This is a genomic window from Thermophagus sp. OGC60D27 (genome assembly GCF_052400625.1).
Taxonomy (GTDB): Bacteria; Bacteroidota; Bacteroidia; order Bacteroidales; family Marinilabiliaceae; genus Thermophagus.
On the sequence record NZ_JBQTGH010000012.1, the window covers coordinates 1 to 18,556 of the forward strand.

General features: G+C 38.3%; 11 protein-coding genes and 1 CRISPR repeat array. Of the genes, 7 read left to right on the forward strand and 4 right to left on the reverse strand.

The annotated features are described in order from the left end of the window. The first annotated feature begins 72 nt into the window (after window positions 1-72). Entirely contained in the window at window positions 73-468 is a 396-nt protein-coding gene (locus ACT29H_RS14185; RefSeq protein ID WP_444822305.1) for a T9SS type A sorting domain-containing protein, read from the forward strand. 119 nt (window positions 469-587) lie between these two features. Here the strand turns inward: ACT29H_RS14185 and ACT29H_RS14190 are convergent, their stop codons facing one another. Then, window positions 588-1,241 (reverse strand): hypothetical protein, encoded by a 654-nt coding sequence (locus tag ACT29H_RS14190; protein WP_444822306.1) that lies wholly within the window; start codon window positions 1,239-1,241, stop codon window positions 588-590. Window positions 1,242-1,597: 356 nt separating this feature from the next. On the opposite strand from ACT29H_RS14190, the gene ACT29H_RS14195 reads away from it, so the two are divergent. The 5 genes from ACT29H_RS14195 to rsgA all read left to right on the forward strand — a co-directional run bounded on the left by ACT29H_RS14195 (window position 1,598) and on the right by rsgA (window position 13,739). Then, entirely contained in the window at window positions 1,598-1,780 is a 183-nt protein-coding gene (locus tag ACT29H_RS14195) for a hypothetical protein (protein ID WP_444822307.1), read from the forward strand. Between the two features lie 1,737 nt (window positions 1,781-3,517). Then, window positions 3,518-8,062, forward strand: a complete 4,545-nt coding sequence (gene cas9, locus ACT29H_RS14200; protein ID WP_444822308.1) for a type II CRISPR RNA-guided endonuclease Cas9 — start codon at window positions 3,518-3,520, stop codon at window positions 8,060-8,062. Between the two features lie 71 nt (window positions 8,063-8,133). Further along, window positions 8,134-9,069, forward strand: a complete 936-nt coding sequence (gene cas1, locus ACT29H_RS14205; RefSeq protein ID WP_444822309.1) for a type II CRISPR-associated endonuclease Cas1 — start codon at window positions 8,134-8,136, stop codon at window positions 9,067-9,069. Continuing rightward, window positions 9,056-9,388 carry a CRISPR-associated endonuclease Cas2 gene (gene cas2 / locus ACT29H_RS14210; protein ID WP_444822310.1) on the forward strand — a complete coding sequence of 111 codons (333 nt, stop codon included), beginning with the start codon at window positions 9,056-9,058 and terminating at the stop codon, window positions 9,386-9,388. The genes cas1 and cas2 overlap by 14 nt, the downstream gene beginning before the upstream one ends. A gap of 107 nt (window positions 9,389-9,495) precedes the next feature. Next, window positions 9,496-11,519: direct repeats of the CRISPR family, unit length 46 nt; unit sequence GCTGTCAGCAATACTACAAAGGTACATTTTGAAAGCAATTCACAAC. Between the two features lie 1,164 nt (window positions 11,520-12,683). Continuing rightward, window positions 12,684-13,739, forward strand: a complete 1,056-nt coding sequence (gene rsgA / locus ACT29H_RS14215; RefSeq protein ID WP_444822311.1) for a ribosome small subunit-dependent GTPase A — start codon at window positions 12,684-12,686, stop codon at window positions 13,737-13,739. 457 nt (window positions 13,740-14,196) lie between these two features. Here the strand turns inward: rsgA and ACT29H_RS14220 are convergent, their stop codons facing one another. From ACT29H_RS14220 to ACT29H_RS14230, 3 genes are all read right to left on the reverse strand, one after another. Next, window positions 14,197-15,096, reverse strand: coding sequence for a hypothetical protein (locus ACT29H_RS14220; protein ID WP_444822312.1), 900 nt, complete (start codon window positions 15,094-15,096; stop codon window positions 14,197-14,199). A gap of 3 nt (window positions 15,097-15,099) precedes the next feature. Continuing rightward, window positions 15,100-17,280, reverse strand: a complete 2,181-nt coding sequence (locus ACT29H_RS14225) for an NACHT domain-containing protein (RefSeq protein ID WP_444822313.1) — start codon at window positions 17,278-17,280, stop codon at window positions 15,100-15,102. A gap of 231 nt (window positions 17,281-17,511) precedes the next feature. Then, entirely contained in the window at window positions 17,512-17,949 is a 438-nt protein-coding gene (locus tag ACT29H_RS14230; RefSeq protein WP_444822314.1) for a helix-turn-helix domain-containing protein, read from the reverse strand. Window positions 17,950-18,083: 134 nt separating this feature from the next. Between ACT29H_RS14230 and ACT29H_RS14235 the strand changes: the two genes are divergently transcribed. Beyond that, the gene (locus tag ACT29H_RS14235) at window positions 18,084-18,281 is read left to right on the forward strand and encodes a hypothetical protein (RefSeq protein ID WP_444822315.1); all 198 of its coding nucleotides are present in this window, start codon (window positions 18,084-18,086) and stop codon (window positions 18,279-18,281) included. Window positions 18,282-18,556 lie beyond the last annotated feature (275 nt).

Here is an 18,556-nt window from a genome sequence, read left to right on the forward strand (position 1 = left end):
ACGACAAAATAAATTATATACAATATTACTATACAATTAAATAGTAGGCTTTTTGTCCTTAACTAAACGACATTGCCGGGCCAGGTTATTAATTTTCGTCCAATATTTGTCAGAGGTCCAGTGCTTGGGGCCATCACCGGTATTCTCAATTATTCCTTTGGAGAATATAAGATAGCGCCTCGTTTCAACGAGGATCTGGAGGAAGTACCCACCGCCGTTGCCGACGTCTCGCTCGTGGAGGGCGATATTTGGCCCAACCCGGCAGGAAAAACCTTACATGTCCGCGCTCAGGAAGCCATCGCTTCCATCCGGATGGTTACCTTGTCCGGAAAATCCGAAAAGATCGTCTCTGTGGATGGGGCCAACAGCTTTACCATGGATGTCTCAGAACTGCCTCGCGGCATCTATTTGGTTAAGATTGTTACGCTGTCCGGACAATCAGAAGTTCATAAAGTAATGTTGCAATAATTGTTACTCCCTTTGTAAAAGAAGAAACGGGCAGGGTGTTATCCTCTGCCCGTTTTTTTTGCCAAGAAGGAAATTCGGCCGGTTCCGCAACCATTTTAAGGCGTACGACCCGGTGATTTCTATTCACTTCTCACCAGCAATCCCAGCTTCTCGAGCAATTGGGGTTTATCCATCAGCGCCAGTTTGGCCACGCTCTTGTAGACGTTGATCCAATCCTGCAACTCATCCAACTTTTGGTCCCGATCCACGGTCGCCTGTTGCGCCTCGCCGGTCTCCCGCACTTGCTGACGCATCGCTTCTTCGATCTCATCCAGTTCGGCCAGGCGAGCATCCAGATATTCGGGCGTAAATCCCAGCGGTGACATCCGGGTACTCAGCGACTCATTATCTTTGATGTTGCTGTAAAAATCTCTGGCTTTTCTTAACCATTCACTTTTCCTGGTTTTTCGTCGTCCCGCCAGATGCAACATCTCCCAGTAGCCCGTTTCATCCTGAAACATGGCACGGGCTAAGTCGCGATGCATGCCGTAGGTTTTATCAAATTTTTCAATGAGATTGTTCGCTTTTTGGGTGGCTTCAAATTGTTCGGCATATTGGATATTCTGATCCTGATGGGTAGCCTCTGCCTCTTGCTGTAATGCCAAACCCTCATTCAGCTTTTCTGCATCAAAACCCAGAGGAGTCACCCTTCCCAGAATTTCCTGATCGTCCAGACTGTTCCGGAGAAGTATCCTTGATCGATGCAGGTAGTCGGTTATTTGTTTATTGTTCATGGTTATACTGTTTTAAGGTTAATATTTTTTTTCTTTAATCTATATGATCATTGATTTGGTGCCGGTTCCTCATTAGGGGGGATGGAGATCTTTATTTTTTCCGAAAAAGGACTTTTTTGCGACCAACTCTAAAATATGACCTCCTCCCGGATCGCTGTTGTACACATGCGGAATATGGCCGCTCTCCCTTCTAAACGGCAGGATAATGCTGTCCAATATTTTTAGACACTGGGTGTGTTTCTTCCTTTTTGGGGGAGCAAACAAATGGCTCGGTGAAATCGAAAATTTTGCGGTGAAAGTCAAAAATTGACGGTGAAAATGAAAATTTTCCGGTGAATACGAAAATTTGACGGGGAATGTCAGAAATTCTCGGTGAAAATGAAAATTTTTCGGTGAATATGAAAATTCGACGGGGAATGTCAAAAATTTCCGGTGAAAATGAAAATTTTTCGGTGAATACGAAAATTCGACGGGGATCGTCAGAAATTTCCGGTGAAAATGAAAATTTCGCGGTGAAAACGAAAATTGGATGGGCATGATGATAACTTCCCGGAAACGATGAACAATTTTCGGGGATAATAAACGGTGTCCGGCAAGGGTGATAATTTTCCCAAACAGCGGTGTTAAACCACGCCATAATGAAAATGGGCCGCCAATGCGTTGACGCCCGCCCGAAAGGGGTGACTGACCATGGGAAAAACCTGAAGAGTCCGCGCGATCCTTATTCTCCCGGGACACATGGGGGTGCCGATCGGGTGACTTTCGGAAGCTCCCTGATTCGCCGGCGGTCCGTGAACTATGGTTGAGCAAGGTTAACATGTGGTTGTAATGAGCGGAAAAGTGTTAGACAATAATTTCTATCTATCATTCCATTCACATACAGACGCATCGCTTCAGGATGGGAAGAGCAGGACCGGTCAATTCTTCCCGATCCGAGGCTTCCCATTGCCTGCAGCAACGGTTAACATTGCACTTGGTATATGGTTTTGAAAAACGTAGGGGTGAGAGTTGTAACTCCTTTTTATTCGATATCCAAATCTGTAAAGACTATTCATCGCTTTCATCTTTTGTCTGAATATCAGGGTTTACTCCAGCTAATTTATAAAATGGAAAGTATTGTGTCAAGAATTTTTTGTGAAAATTTTATCGGGGTAGGTCGGGAGTTTTGGAGCGTAGAACGGTTGGAGCGTAGAAGGGTTGGAGGGTAGAAAGGTTGAAGGGTAGAAGGGTTGAATGGTAGAAGGGTAGGAAGGTTGGAGGGATGATGTGCTGATGATGAAGTCGGAGGCCGGAAGGCAGAGGCCAGAAGTCAGAAGCCGGAAATAATTAATTGATATAGGTAGAAATAGATGGAAATAAAGATAAATAGTTTGGTTTTTAGTTAGTTAGAGGCATCTTTATTCCAGAAGCCTATCGGCCTATCGACCTAATCGCCTATTGGCCTATCGACCTAACGGCCTAACCGCCTAACGACCTATCCTGCTCCTTCCCTCACCTCCCGGCCCCCTGAAGGGGGTGCTCCGGCGCGCAGAGGTCAGAAGCCGGAAGCCAGAGGTCAGAAGTCGGAAGATAGCTTCCTACCATAAAAAATAGATTATTAGATTTTTAGATATAAGATTTAAGATAAATATTTCACAAAAACATCCATTTTATATCAGAAAATCAGCATATTAGCAAATTAGCACATCAAATACTAGATTATTAGATTTTAAGATGTAAGATTTAAGATGAACATTTTACAGAAATATTTTTTGCATTAGCACATCAGCACATTAGCATATTACCACATCAATCCCTTCAATCCCCCCAATCATAATAGCCTATCGACCTATCAGCCTATCGACCTATCAGCCTAATGACCTATCGGCCTAACGGCCTAACGACCTAACGACCTAATCGCCTATCGGCCTATTGGTCTATCGGCCTAAAAGTCTGAGCCCCGGAGGGGCGACAGAGGAAATGGGTTTGCAAATCCCAATAAGAAAAGGGTTGTGGTTTAAGGAAATCCACGACGACCAGCAGTTAGGGTGTAATGACTGGCAATGACTGGCAATGACTGGTTTTTTTTTGTGAATTTATGTATCTTTTGGTAGTTTTTTATTGAGGATTAAGGAAGCAAGAATAGATGGCGAAAAAAAGCGAGACCAATTGGTCCCGCTTTAAATGTTTTCACAACGGAATAATCCTTATTGTGAATTGCTTCAAAATGTAAAGCAATTTTATGAAGAAAAATCTGAAAAAGCAAATCGATTCAAAAACTATAAACATCACAAATAATGAAACGCATTTTAGGACTTGACCTGGGTACCAACTCAATTGGTTGGGCGCTGATTGAAAACGACGAAAATGAAAGAAAGGGTAAGATTATAGGAATGGGGAGTAGGATTATTCCTATGGACCAGACAGAAATGGATAATTTTAATAAGGGAACGACTGTTTCCAAAACGGCCGAACGAACCCGGTTGAGAATGGTGCGCAGGCTAAGAGAACGGCACCTGCTGAGACGTGCCCGATTGCATCGAATTCTAAATATTTTAGGATTTTTACCTGAACATTACAGAAACCAGATTGATTTTATCGAAAAAAAAGGGTGCTTTATTGAGGGACAGGAACCCAAAATTGCCTATCAACCGGATAAAAATAGTGATAAATACTCCTTTCTGTTTGTTGATTCTTTTCATGAAATGCTTGAGGATTTCAGAAAGTTTCAACCGGTATTGATGCAAAATCGGAATAAAGTTTCCCATGACTGGACCATTTACTATTTGCGAAAAAAGGCTCTAACCCAAAAGATTTCCAGAGAAGAATTGGCTTGGATTATTTTGAATTTTAATACCAAGAGGGGCTATTATCAACAGAGGGGAGAGGATGAGGAAAGTCAAGACAATAAAAAGGTTAAGGAGTATCGAGCTTTGAAGGTTGTGAAGGTCAAAGAGCGGGAAGGATCTAATTCTTCAGGGAAAAAATGGTATGATATGGAACTGGAAAATGGTTTGGTATATTCTCGACAAAGCAATATACCACCCAACTTGGAAGGAAAGACCATTGAATTAATTGTTACTTACACACTGGATAATGATGGGAATATAAAAAAAGATAAGGATGGAAAAGAAAAGTATTCAATAAGTATGCCTGCAGAAGAGGACTGGAACTTGGTGAAAATAAAAACTGAAAAGGATATTAGTGAAAGTCAAAAGAGTGTAGGGGAATATATCTATGATCATTTGTTGAAGAATCCCGATCAGAAAATTCGTGGAAAACTCATTAGCACCATTGAGCGGAAATTTTACAAAGAGGAGCTTGAGCGGATATTAAAAACTCAAATGAATTTTCATGAAGAATTGAATGACAGGGAACTTTACCAAAAGTGTTTAGAAGAAATCTACCCAAACAATAAATCTCATCAACAAACACTTTTGCGAAAAGATTTTATCCATCTCATTTTAAATGATATTATTTTTTATCAGCGACCTTTAAAAAGCAAAAGATCTTCGGTGAGTAATTGTCCCTTGGAATATCGGATATATGTGAATAAAAATAGTGGTGAGTTGACAAAATCTGGAGTGAAGTGTATTCCCAAATCTCATCCTTTATTTCAGGAATTTCGATTATGGCAATATGTCAGCAATTTAAGAATATTCGAAAGGGAACGGTTGGAGAATGGACGATTAATGGTGAATGTTGATGTTACAAGTGAGTGGTTACCCAATGAAGAGCAGAGGGTAGAACTGTTTGATTTTTTAAATGATCGAAAAAAATTTAAGCAAGATGATATTTTGAAGTTTTTGGGAATCCGCTCAACCAAGGATAGAAAGAAATATTGCTGGAATTACCCTGAGGATAAGGAATATCCGGGTAATGAGACCAGGTACTTGATTCTTGAGTGGCTAAAGAAAGTGGATGGAATACCTCAAAATTGGTTGAACTCAGAAAGATTGGAAGCGTTGTGGCATCTTTTGTATTCGGTTACTGATCGGGAAGAGATAAATAAAGGACTCCGAACTTTCGCTTTAAATCATCAGCTTTCGGCATCTTTTGTGGAGCAATTTAAGAAAATTCCACGTCTGGAACGTGAATATGGTTCTTTCTCCGAAAAGGCCATAAAAAAATTGTTGCCCTTGATGAGGATGGGAAAATATTGGAAATCGGAAAATATTTCGGCTGACCTACTGGAAAAAGTTCGAAAGATTATTGATGGTGAAGTCGATGATCGGATTAGTGATGCGATGAGAGAAAAACTGGAACATCTTAAGGATGTTTCAGATTTAAAAGGGCTGCCTTTATGGCAAGCATCTTACTTAGTTTATGGACGACATTCAGAAGCAGGTGAGGTGGTGAAGTGGAGAAATTCTGGTGATCTTGAAAAATATATTCAACAATTTCGTCAGCATTCATTGCGAAACCCCGTTGTTGAACAGGTCCTGTTAGAGGCCTTACGGGTTGTTAAGGATATATGGGATTATTATGGTGACGGGAGAGAAGGATTTTTCGATGAAATTCATGTGGAGATTGGCCGGGAGATGAAAAATTCGGCAGATAAGAGAAAGCAAATAACCAATCAAATTCAGGAGAATGAAAATACCAATTTGAGAATTAAGGCACTGTTGGAGGAATTGTTTAATGATCCTGCAGTCCAAAATGTCAGGCCTTATTCCCCTGTTCAACAAGAAATTTTAAAAATATACGAAGATGGTGTTCTCAATGGAGAGAACGAAATTCCGGATGATATTCTGAAAATTTCCAAAATGGCAAGGCCCACTAAAAGCCAGCTGGTTAAATACAAGTTATGGCTTGAGCAAAAGTATCGATCTCCTTATACGGGAGAAATGATACCCTTGAGTAAGCTATTTACCCCCGCATTTGAAATCGAGCATATAATTCCTCGGGCCAGATATTTTGATGACTCTTTTAGTAATAAAGTGATTTGTGAAGCAGAGGTGAACCGAGAAAAAGATAAATTTTTGGCTTTTGAATTTATTACAAAGAGGGGAGGAGATGAAATAGAACTCAATTTTGGGAAAAAGGTAACGATACTCAATGTCGAAGAATATCAGCAATTCGTGAAAGATCATTATGGACGTAATCCTCGAAGTCGTTCCAAAATGAAGAAATTGTTGATGGAAGATATTCCGGATGATTTTATTGATCGACAGCTAAATGACAGCCGGTATATTAGCAAGGTGGTACGCAATCTTCTTTCAAATATAGTTAGGGAGGACGATGAGAACAGTATTGTATCTAAACACCTTGTAACTTGCACGGGGGGAGTAACTAATGATCTTAAGCATGAATGGGGACTCAATGATGTATGGAATGAAATGATTATCCCTCGTTTTGTACGGTTGAATGGCATGGGACCGGAAAAATATGGAGAGTGGACCAAAAAAGAGGGTAAGCCGGTTTTTCAGATTCGAATGCCGTTGGAGCTTCAGAAAGGTTTTAGCAAAAAGAGAATTGACCATCGACATCATGCCTTGGATGCTTTAGTGGTTGCTTGCGCCACGCGAAGCCATGTTAACTTTTTAAATAATGAATCGGCCAAGGCAAATGCTTCAGAAACGCGCCATGATTTAAGAAATAAATTGTGTTATAAAGACAGTAGAGATTCAAACGGTAATTATAAGTGGAAGTTCCATAAACCATGGGCGTCTTTTACGGAAGATACTAAGGAAACGCTGGCCGGAATTGTTGTTAGTTTTAAATCCAATCGGCGGGTGTTGACAAAGACTACAAACAAGCATTATAAATGGGTTGACACCCCGGAAGGTAAGAAAAAGAAATTGGTTCGTCAGGTTAAAGGAGACAATCAGGCTATAAGGAAACCTTTGCACAAGGATACAGTGCTTGGAAAAGTTTCTTTGAGAAAAGAAAAAATAGTATCCCTTTCCAAGGCCATTGATTTATGGGAAAGCATCGTTGACAAACCCTTAAAGAAACAGATTCAATCGTTAAGAGAGCAGGGCTATGATAAAAAGCTTTTGTTGAAGTATTTTAAAGACCGTAAAAATCAATTTAACGGGCAGGATATTTCCCGTGTTAGAGTCTATTTTTTTGAGGAAAACATGGCTGCACGACGTGTAAAATTGGACACTTCTTTTAACAGTGAAAAGCGAATTGAGGGCATAACTGACTCAGGAATCAGAAAAATTCTTTATGCCCATCTTCAAAATGAAAAGTATCATGGGAAAAAGGATGATAAAGGGAAAGAAATATCCCCTTATGAGTTGGCTTTTTCACCGGAGGGACTGGAAGAGATGAATGCAAACATAAAGGAGTTAAATGGTGGTAAGCCTCATTTCCCAATATATAAAGTAAGGTTAGCGGAAACAATTGGTGAAAAATTTAAATTGGGTGAAAAAGGTAATAAGGATAAAAAATATGTGGAAGCGGCCAAAGGAACTAATTTATTTTTTGCCGTTTACGTCAATGAAAAAGGGGAAAGGAATTTTGCTACTATCCCATTCTATGTGTTATTGGAACGAAAAGTGCAAGGGTTATCACCGGTTCCGGAAAAGAATGAGAAAGGGGGAAAATTGTTGTTTTATCTTTCGCCCAACGATTTGGTTTATGTGCCTGAAGAGGATGAGAAATTAACCGATTTTCGTTTGCTAAATATTAATTCGTCGAGAATTTATAAGATGGTTTCATCATCAGGATCACAGTGCTTTTTCATTCCTCATTTTGTGGCAAGTTCTATCATTCAAACCAAGGAGCTCGGGCCCAATAATAAATCCGAAAGGGCTTGGGATGGGCAAATGATAAAAAATGTTTGTTATAAACTCTCTGTGGATCGGTTGGGTAACGTCAAAATTGAAAATTGATGGATTAAAAAAAGGGTAATTCTCTGGTAGAATTGGGAAGTGGTGTGAGCAATTATTAACAGAAAAACGATATGATTAAAAAAACACTATACTTTGGTAATCCTGCCTATTTGAGTCTACGCAACAGTCAGTTGGTTTTAAATTTTCCGGATGCAAAAGGGTTGGATGAACAATCCGGCCGGAACACCATTCCCATAGAAGATATCGGGGTGGTGATTCTCGACCACAAACAGTTAACGCTAACTCATGCTCTGATAGAAAAACTGTTGGCTAATAATTGCGCCATCGTTACATGCGACTCGTCTCACATGCCGCAAGGGTTAATGATGCCATTGTCCGGTAACTCGGTGCAAAGGGAACGGTTTACCAACCAAATATCTGCGTCGGTCCCATTACGCAAACAGCTTTGGCAACAAACCATTCGGGCAAAAATTAAAAATCAGGCTGCCATACTGGAGTCCCTTCCCAGAGATATCAATACCGAAAATATGCATTTCTGGGCCTCGAAGGTAACTTCGGGCGATGGCGAAAATCATGAAGCCAGAGCTGCTGCTTATTATTGGGCCAATATTTTTGAAATTCCAGGATTTAAACGGGGCAGGGAAGAGGCACCACCCAATAACTTGCTGAATTACGGATATGCGATACTGCGTGCTGTTGTTGCCCGTTCGCTGGTTGCTTCGGGTTTGTTGCCAACCTTGGGCATTCATCATCATAACAGATACAATGCCTACTGTTTGGCGGACGATATAATGGAACCTTACCGGCCCTTTGTGGATAAGGTGGTGCTGAATATAATGAATGCCGGCATTGATTATACTCGCCTCGGGAAGGAGGTAAAGTGGCATTTGCTAAGTATTCCGCAGGTGGATGTGATGATAAACTGGAAGCGAAGTCCGCTGATGGTAGCTGTTTCGCAAACTACGGCTTCGCTATATAGTTGTTTTGAGGGCAGCAGCCGGAAAATTTTATATCCTCAATTGATTGACGCTTATGGAGCGACTTAATGAATACAGGATTATGTGGGTCATGGTATTTTTTGATTTGCCGACGGAAACAAAAAAAGATCGCAAAATCTACAGCACTTTTAGAAAAAAGATGCTGAACGACGGTTTTGTGATGTTCCAGTTTTCCATCTATATTCGCCATTGTCCCAGTCGCGAAAATGCAGATGTGCATATTAAAAGGGTGAAGAGCTTTTTGCCCCCCAAAGGTCATGTGGGGATCATGCGGGTAACCGATAAACAGTTTGGGGATATGGAACTTTTTTACGGAAAAAAAACTGAAAAGAAAGAAACCCCATACATGCAATTGGAGTTATTCTGAAAAAAAAAAACCGGTTTTCCGGGCTTTTTTAATGTTTTGGATAGCCATTTTTTTTGTTCTAAATTTCAAGATAATTAATTGAAATTCAGTTTTTAATGGCTTGGTCTGCTGTCAGCAATACTACAAAGGTACATTTTGAAAGCAATTCACAACGTTCTTGAATCAACATGATTTAGCGCAAAAGCTGTCAGCAATACTACAAAGGTACATTTTGAAAGCAATTCACAACCGCGGACCCAGTCGCAGTTCGGATTTCATGAGCTGTCAGCAATACTACAAAGGTACATTTTGAAAGCAATTCACAACTGAATAGCGTCAATTAGCTTTTTCATTTCGGCTGTCAGCAATACTACAAAGGTACATTTTGAAAGCAATTCACAACATAATAAGACGCGTGAAATGAAAGAAGTTAAGCTGTCAGCAATACTACAAAGGTACATTTTGAAAGCAATTCACAACATTTTCAAGTATAGGTGTGTTTAAGTTTGAGCTGTCAGCAATACTACAAAGGTACATTTTGAAAGCAATTCACAACACCCTTTATAAATTACGGTTTTAGGCTAAAGCTGTCAGCAATACTACAAAGGTACATTTTGAAAGCAATTCACAACAGCGCCTCGCAATACTGTCGGTGACGACTTGCTGTCAGCAATACTACAAAGGTACATTTTGAAAGCAATTCACAACCCTTTAATGCCCCAACCCCTAATATCACCAGCTGTCAGCAATACTACAAAGGTACATTTTGAAAGCAATTCACAACCCTAAACTCATACATTGTAGCAACCATTGAGCTGTCAGCAATACTACAAAGGTACATTTTGAAAGCAATTCACAACCAGAATCAGGAATGTATATTCAAAGGAAAGGCTGTCAGCAATACTACAAAGGTACATTTTGAAAGCAATTCACAACACAAGACTTATTGAAAAAGTCAACGTCCCTGCTGTCAGCAATACTACAAAGGTACATTTTGAAAGCAATTCACAACAACGAAAGGGTGAATCCGGCGGATATATTGGCTGTCAGCAATACTACAAAGGTACATTTTGAAAGCAATTCACAACGGCAATGGGCATCATGCAGTATATAGAGGAGCTGTCAGCAATACTACAAAGGTACATTTTGAAAGCAATTCACAACATTGAGGTCTGCCACACACTCGCGGCCCTTGCTGTCAGCAATACTACAAAGGTACATTTTGAAAGCAATTCACAACAGCAGACGAAAAATTGCAGTATGCAAAGATGCTGTCAGCAATACTACAAAGGTACATTTTGAAAGCAATTCACAACCTACTATGGACAACAAAAAGGCAAAAACCAGCTGTCAGCAATACTACAAAGGTACATTTTGAAAGCAATTCACAACTAGATCTTAATATTAAATGATTTTTAGCCTGCTGTCAGCAATACTACAAAGGTACATTTTGAAAGCAATTCACAACGTAGCGGTATATTTGGCTATGGTACAAATTGCTGTCAGCAATACTACAAAGGTACATTTTGAAAGCAATTCACAACACAATTCACACAATTAATGCAGTTCATGCAGCTGTCAGCAATACTACAAAGGTACATTTTGAAAGCAATTCACAACGTGGTGGAAAACAGAAAGTGAGTATTTCAGGCTGTCAGCAATACTACAAAGGTACATTTTGAAAGCAATTCACAACATGCTTCATAAACAACATTTGTATGCTTCAGCTGTCAGCAATACTACAAAGGTACATTTTGAAAGCAATTCACAACATTGAGGTCCGCTACACACTACCGCGGCCCGCTGTCAGCAATACTACAAAGGTACATTTTGAAAGCAATTCACAACATACTACATAAATATAAAGAGAAATATAAAGCTGTCAGCAATACTACAAAGGTACATTTTGAAAGCAATTCACAACACACCAATTCTTTGTCAGGAAGTTTTACCTGCTGTCAGCAATACTACAAAGGTACATTTTGAAAGCAATTCACAACCCATCCAACCCATTCTGCTGCCAAATCAAAGCTGTCAGCAATACTACAAAGGTACATTTTGAAAGCAATTCACAACTCTCTTCGCTCTGCGCGTTGCCGCGTTTTCGCTGTCAGCAATACTACAAAGGTACATTTTGAAAGCAATTATTTTCAAATTAGATTGAAAAGATAAATGCGTAAATAGATAACCAAAACTGATTTATGTACATAATTGGTTAATTCCCGATTGGGAGGCGATCCTCATATAAACATTATTTGCAAACCGTATTCAGTCTATCGTTCTGAGTGAAAATGGTGGAGTCCGTCGAGTTCACATGTTTATAAAAGAATGGACCAAAAAATGTTATCGTCGCCTTAGGGGTCAAAGGTTAGGAATAACCTGTCTGAGACGGTGTTTTTTGTGGGAATAGTATGGGATTGGGGAATCTATGCCGATGAGTGGGAAAATTAATTTGAAAGCTATCCCTCCCCTTCTTCGGTGCTACATAAGGAGGTTTGTTCCGGCCAAAGGTCGTGAGCCTTTGTTGGGATTCAGAAGCCAGAAGCAGAAATCAGAAGCCAGAGGCCAGAAGTCATAAGTCAGAGGCCAGAAATAATTAAATGATATAGGTAGAAATAAAGTAGCTATAAATAGTTTGGTTTTTAACTGGTTAGAGATATCTTTGTTCCAGTTGCCTATTGGCCTATTGACCTATCGGCCTAGTAACCTATCGGCCTAATGACCTATTGGCCTTGAATTTTAGCCCCGGAGGGGCGACAGAGGAAATGGGATTACAAATCCCAATAAGGAAAGCGTTGTGGATTAAGGAATTCCACAACGACGGAGGCCAGAATTCAGAAATAATTAAATGATATAAGTAGAAATAAAGTAGCTATAAATAGTTTGGTTTTTAACTGGTTAGAGATATATTAATTCTAGCAACCTATTGGGCTATCGACCTAATGACCTATTGACCTAACTGCCTATCGACCTATCGGCCTAGTAACCTATTGGCCTATTGACCTATTCAAAGCGGCGGCAGAGTAGTCACCAGGAATCAGGATATCTACCTATCTTATATCTTACAATCTAAGATCTAACATCTATCGGTCCACTGTGTATCCTCTGTAAAATTTTAGTTTTTTGTAGAGAAAGGGATAAAAAGTCCCAATAAGGATAGCGTTGTGGATTAGAGAAATTCACAATGACGGGTTGTTTCTGGTGAGTTTTTCTTAATTTATAGGATTATAATCCCAGTAAGGAGGTTGATGTGGGTTCGAAAATTCCCATCAACGGAGGTTGGTTAAGTATTTTACATCGCAAAAAAGGGTAAACAATGATAAACTTAGATTGGTATGGTTGGAATGATCAGTTAAACCAACTTAAGGAAGAATCCATGCACCGTGAGCTTCCTCATGGTCGAATATCTATTGTGCACCGGACCTGCTACGAAGTTGTTTCCGAAAACGGACTTATTCAGTGTGAACTGACAGGAAGTATGATGTATGGGAAATTGGATTTTGAGTTACCCTGTACAGGCGATTGGGTTATTTTTCAACCATTTGAAGGAAATAAAGGGGTTATCGTTGATATGCTACCCCGTGAACGGACCTTGTATCGAAAGAAAAGCGGCAGTGTTTCCGAAAAACAAGCCATTGCTTCTTATGTCGATAAGGCATTTATTGTGCAAAGCCTTGATAATAACTTTAACGTTCGCAGAGCCGAGCGTTTCATGGTTCAAATTCTGGAAGCCAACATCAATCCCATATTGGTACTCAATAAAGCCGATTTAGGGTTTGATGGGGAAAGAATAAATGAAGCCATAAAAAATTTAGCTCGTCAAATGGCTGTGATTTTCACGAGTATTCATCAACCTCAATCTGTTTTGCAACTGCGAGAATTTATATCGAAGGGGGAAACGGTTGTCTTCCTTGGTTCTTCAGGTGTAGGGAAAAGTTCTCTGGTAAATGCCCTTTGCGAAAAATCGGTATTGGCCACCTCGGCCATCAGCCAATCAACGGGAAAAGGGAGGCACACGTCGACGCGCAGGGAAATGGTTTTGATGGACGGTGCAGGTGTTTTAATCGATACACCGGGTGTTCGGGAATTTGGTTTGGCTATTGACAATCCTGAATCGGTTGGAGAGGTTCTGGAAATATCTGACTATGCTAAACATTGTCGTTTCAAGGATTGTGAGCATATCAATGAACCCGGATGTGCAGTCTTAGAAGCAGTAAACAACGGCAAGTTAGACCAGGAAGTTTACGACAGCTATCTAAAGCTTCGACGTGAAGCAAGGCATTTTTCTACATCGGAACATGAAAAACGTAAAAAAGGGAAATCGCTATCAAAGCTAGTTAAAGAAGTAAAGAAGCGCAAAACGAATTTCTAATTCTGAACTAAGCAGCGCAGGTATTTAATGCTTTAATGGCTTAATGGCCCGGAATTTGGGCCGCGGAGCGGTAGCAGAGTGAGTAAGAGAGAGAAAATGGGATTACAAATCCCAATAAAGAAAGGGTTGTGGATTAAGGCTAATAGGCCATTAGGCGATTAGAAGCCGGAAGCCAGAAGCCAGAAATTATTGAGGGATATAAATTGAAATAAAGTAGATATAAATAGTTTGGTTTTTAATTAGTTATAAATATATCTGCTCTGACAGCCTATTGGTCTAATTGTCTATTGGCCTTGAATATTAGCCGCTGAGCGGCGGTAGAATGGTAACCAGGATGTAACCATCAGGCATCTAAGCCCCGGAGGGGTGACAGAGGAAATGGGATTGCAAATCCCAATAAAGAAAGCGTTGTGGATTGAGGAAATCCACAACGACGGGGAATCCACAACGACGGGGGTTACTGAGTATTATTTCTTTTTAATTCATTTTCAATTATGGAGGGAGTTAAATTCTTTAAATCTTCATCATTAAGCAAGATGTGATTAATGATAAATACAATATTATCAAATGTGATTGGCACCGAAATATTAGATAAAGCGAAGAAGTCAAGAATTTTCTTTCTATCAGCTTTAAATAATGCCTTTGCCACTTCAGGTTTTTTATCCAATAACTCTGAAATATCTCTTTTCAATGAATTCAATCTAAACCTTAGTCGATATTTCGTTCGTATTAATCCCTCCCAGTTTTTAGCTTTGAAGTGCTTATATGATAGGTCGTTGAATAGACTTTTTAAGGTCGAGTCATTTGTTTCAAGCACTGCATATATTCCGTTGAGCAACCGTTCTTGTTCTGGATAATCTTTCCAATCTTCTTTACACTTGTATCTAAGGCTGTGATCAACCTCATGCCAACCTTCTGATAATATTGTTCTTAATTGCACCTCAAATGTATTGTCTACCAATTGATAATCGGAATCATCCATGGTTTCCTTAACTTCATTTAAGAAAGATGTATGACTATGAGACATGCGAAAAATCAAGTTCGTTCTTTTGGGGGCAAAAACGGTTAATTCATGCTTATCTATAGATTCTGAAACAAAACTCAGTTTTTTTTTGAGAATAGAATACACTAAGTCAATGTCATCAGGAAAATATGTTACAATTCTAAGGCCAATTACATCCTGCATAAGAACACCATTCTGCTGTTGATACTTCCCTGCTTTACGTTTTATCTTTTCTTTTATGGATGATATGTCCTTAGGACGGCTAAATAAGCGATATAATAGACCAATTCTATCTAATTCTGAAGAGATGGTTTCTCTCAATTCTTTTTCTATACATAACAGCCCTGGAATCATTTTTTAATCGTTGTTATATTGTTCATGAAAATATCTTATTCCCTCTTTTGTTATAAAGCTCATATCTCCATTAAAAGTTAAATAACCACTTGATTTTAATTTAGCTATTAAACGGTTAACTCGTTTAATAGCTTCTTCATCTGTAAATTCTCCACGTATTTGTGATAACGTTCTGTGCCTAGGACGTTTTTTATCACTCTTGAAATACTTCTCCAAAATATCTAATTCAGTAATTTCTTGATGATTTGTCTCATAATCTGATCCATCAGATGATAACAAATCATCAAGAATTGAATTGTTTGCTGAGCAACCAAAAGTTTGAAATTTAAGCTTGTAGGAGTCAGGTTTGATATTGCAAAGTTCGCAGTCGTAAAATTTACAGCCTTGGAAAATCGTATTTTCGAATATATCTACATCGAACTTGCAATTGTTGAATACTACATTTGAGAAGGTACTATTAGTAATTCTTTGAGGAGGACAAAATTCAACACATTTGATTGTTTCATCCATTATAACAATCTTATCGAAATTCCTCCGAATTCCATCCTTGAACGAAATATCAATATCGAAATAAAAGTTTTGATCAAACTCAAATTTATAATCGTTAAAAATTTTCCACAATAAATCACGGTTTTTTTCACTATTGGATTTAAAAGCGGTAGTCGCAAGGATTGCAAAAGTTTGATTAAATAATTCATTAAAATTTGGATAGTACTGCTTATATTTATCCATTATTAGATTTTCACCAATCAGGTGCCCTAGGATAAAATCATTAACGAAGCCTACAGAACCACTCTGTTTTCTATCTAAAAAAACATGATTAGATAAAGTTTCAACTAACTCGTCAAATGACGGACGTTCTCCAGGATTGTATTTTTGCAGGCAATCATTAATTATAGTTTTATTATACGACTTAATAAAATCTTTTATTATTTCCTTAGATTCACTCTTAAAATCATACTCAGTCATAAATCTAACAAGTTTCCTAAAAACACGTAATTGTGTATTATTGTCCATTCGAAGACTTTGGCGATCCTGCTCCCTGCTTAGCAAAAAATCAATATATTGATCAACGATTGACTGGGTATGATTATCATCTAAAAAAGCTTTTAATTTTTCCAAAGGAATATTTCTTAAATAAGATAATAATACAGGGTTTGCCAGTTTATTAATCGGGAAATCTGAATTTTCAATTAGTTCAAGCCTTTCACCGCTAAGCCAATTTTTAACAGTTGGCTCCTTTATTTCAAATCGTGCAACTGAAAATTTGTTTTCTGTTGCATTTGCCCAATTATAAAACTGTTCACTATTAAACAAGGCTGTCTTACGAGATGTGATTACAATTTTTGCACTTTCCTCCAATAATTTCATTATTGTTGAAAGCATACTTTCAACTTTTGAAAATTCATTTCTATTAAAAGTTACATCCTTTGTCAAAAGCTCATCAAATCCATCAATTATGAGTGGAATTCTACCCTTTTTTATTTCATAAAGAACAACATCTGCATTTATTCCAGTAGGAAATTGTTGAAAAATTTCATTATGTAATATATGTTTAAATACCCGAGCCTCCCTATTTCTAGACAACTCTGTAAAAAACGGTAGCTTATTGTGATCTTCAACTGAAAATGTATTAAGAATTTCATATGCAGAACATGTTTTTCCAAAGCCAGCTGCTGCTTCAATGATTATAAGTAAAGGGCCATAAGTGGAAGAAACAATATCATTTATTTTATCTATTATACTATTGTTCTCAGCATCATAGATGTTTTCAAAATTTAACAATGTCCCTTTTTCGTTAAATAAAAAATACTCATATGGGCTGTTTATGTATTTATACTGACTTCCTTCAGGCAAATGCTCAATTTGCCTTTCAATAAATCGCTCATACCTTTTAGATAAACTTTTTGAGATAGGTGTTTTAATAAAAAAACCTTCAAACAAGGCCTTCTCCGCTTCCTCTATTGAATTAAAATTCCGAACTTCAGTTGCATAACCTTGTTCAGAGAATTCTGCTTTAAGTTTTTTAAATTCTGCATCTGGTGAAATACATACAATTTCGGCTGCATGATACATGCCATACCTCATTTTGTACACTCTTATACTCTCATTTCCATCATTCGAAAGTTCATAACCATAATCCGAATACAATTTATCTAATTGGTCAATAGTGGGCATTATCATAATTAATTCTGTTTTGACTCAAGCTATAAAAATAATTCCTACATCCTTTTATATTCGTATTCAATGCCAATACACAATAAAAAAGCTGAATTTTAATTTTACAAAAAAACTGAAAAGACTTACCACTCTTAACAATGAAAAATCATTTAACATTTGAAACTTCATAGGATAATCCTAAAATAGATTTTCTCTTTTTTTGGATAAATTGTCCACATTTTTATATCAATTATATCAAGCATTTTTCTTCTCCATCATTCCCAACAATTGATCAACTTTGTTCCTTAAATATTCATTTTCTTCTTTCAAAAATTTTATTTCGTCTTGCAATGCTTGGATTTCCCCTTCCTTTAAAGTAAGCATTTTATCCATAACCTCGTTTTCAATGCTGTAATTATAGGTATTTCCGGTACTAAACCCAGACCCATTTCCTGAATCACTAATTTGTTGATTAATAACTACACTCTCCGGTCTCAGCAACTCCTCCAAGCTGGTTTCGAGGACCTCTGCAATTCGTTCTAACCGTTCAATATCAAGTTTAGTTTCACCGCTTTCAAGGCTCTGGTAGCTTCTCAGGCTCATACTCAACTTGTCGGCCATATCCTGTTGTCGTAGACCTTTTATTTCACGACGACGTTTAATGTTCAGGCGTGCGGTATCCATTATATCCATAATTAGTAATGATTAGATGATCAACAATCAATATATGCAAAAAAAACTCGTGAATTATGCAAAAAATCTGCGTTTGTTGTTGGGTTATAACAAATTAAACCTTTTTATATTTGACCGATTAAAAATAACAAATATTGGTAACAAAAGCTCAAAACAATCCGGAAAATTCAAAAAATCCGATCCGTGAAATAAATAATGAATATGCGAAAGCTACAATTGATAGACATATGAATTCTAAGGACACTCAACTGTTGTTTGGCTCACCTATCGGAAGTCACCAGTTAACAGGAGTACAATGGTTTAACCTAAAAGACACCATGCTTATGAAGTAAGGCGACCAAAGAAAAAGCCTGCTGCAATAGTTTGACGACGAGCAGCAGGCTTATTAATCAACCAAAAGTAGTTTAATTAACACTTCAAATCTATGAAAAATTTCTCACACTTCATGGGCGAGTGGCCGGTGTGCGCTGCTTCCCATGCTCCTCCATAAAAAAACTTATCGGGAGTCACACATCTCTTAGAAACCGGGATAAAGGTGAAGCTAAGACAGAGGGGGTATGAAATATTTTAAGCCATCTGCTTTTAGCTTACCGTTACACTAATTCAT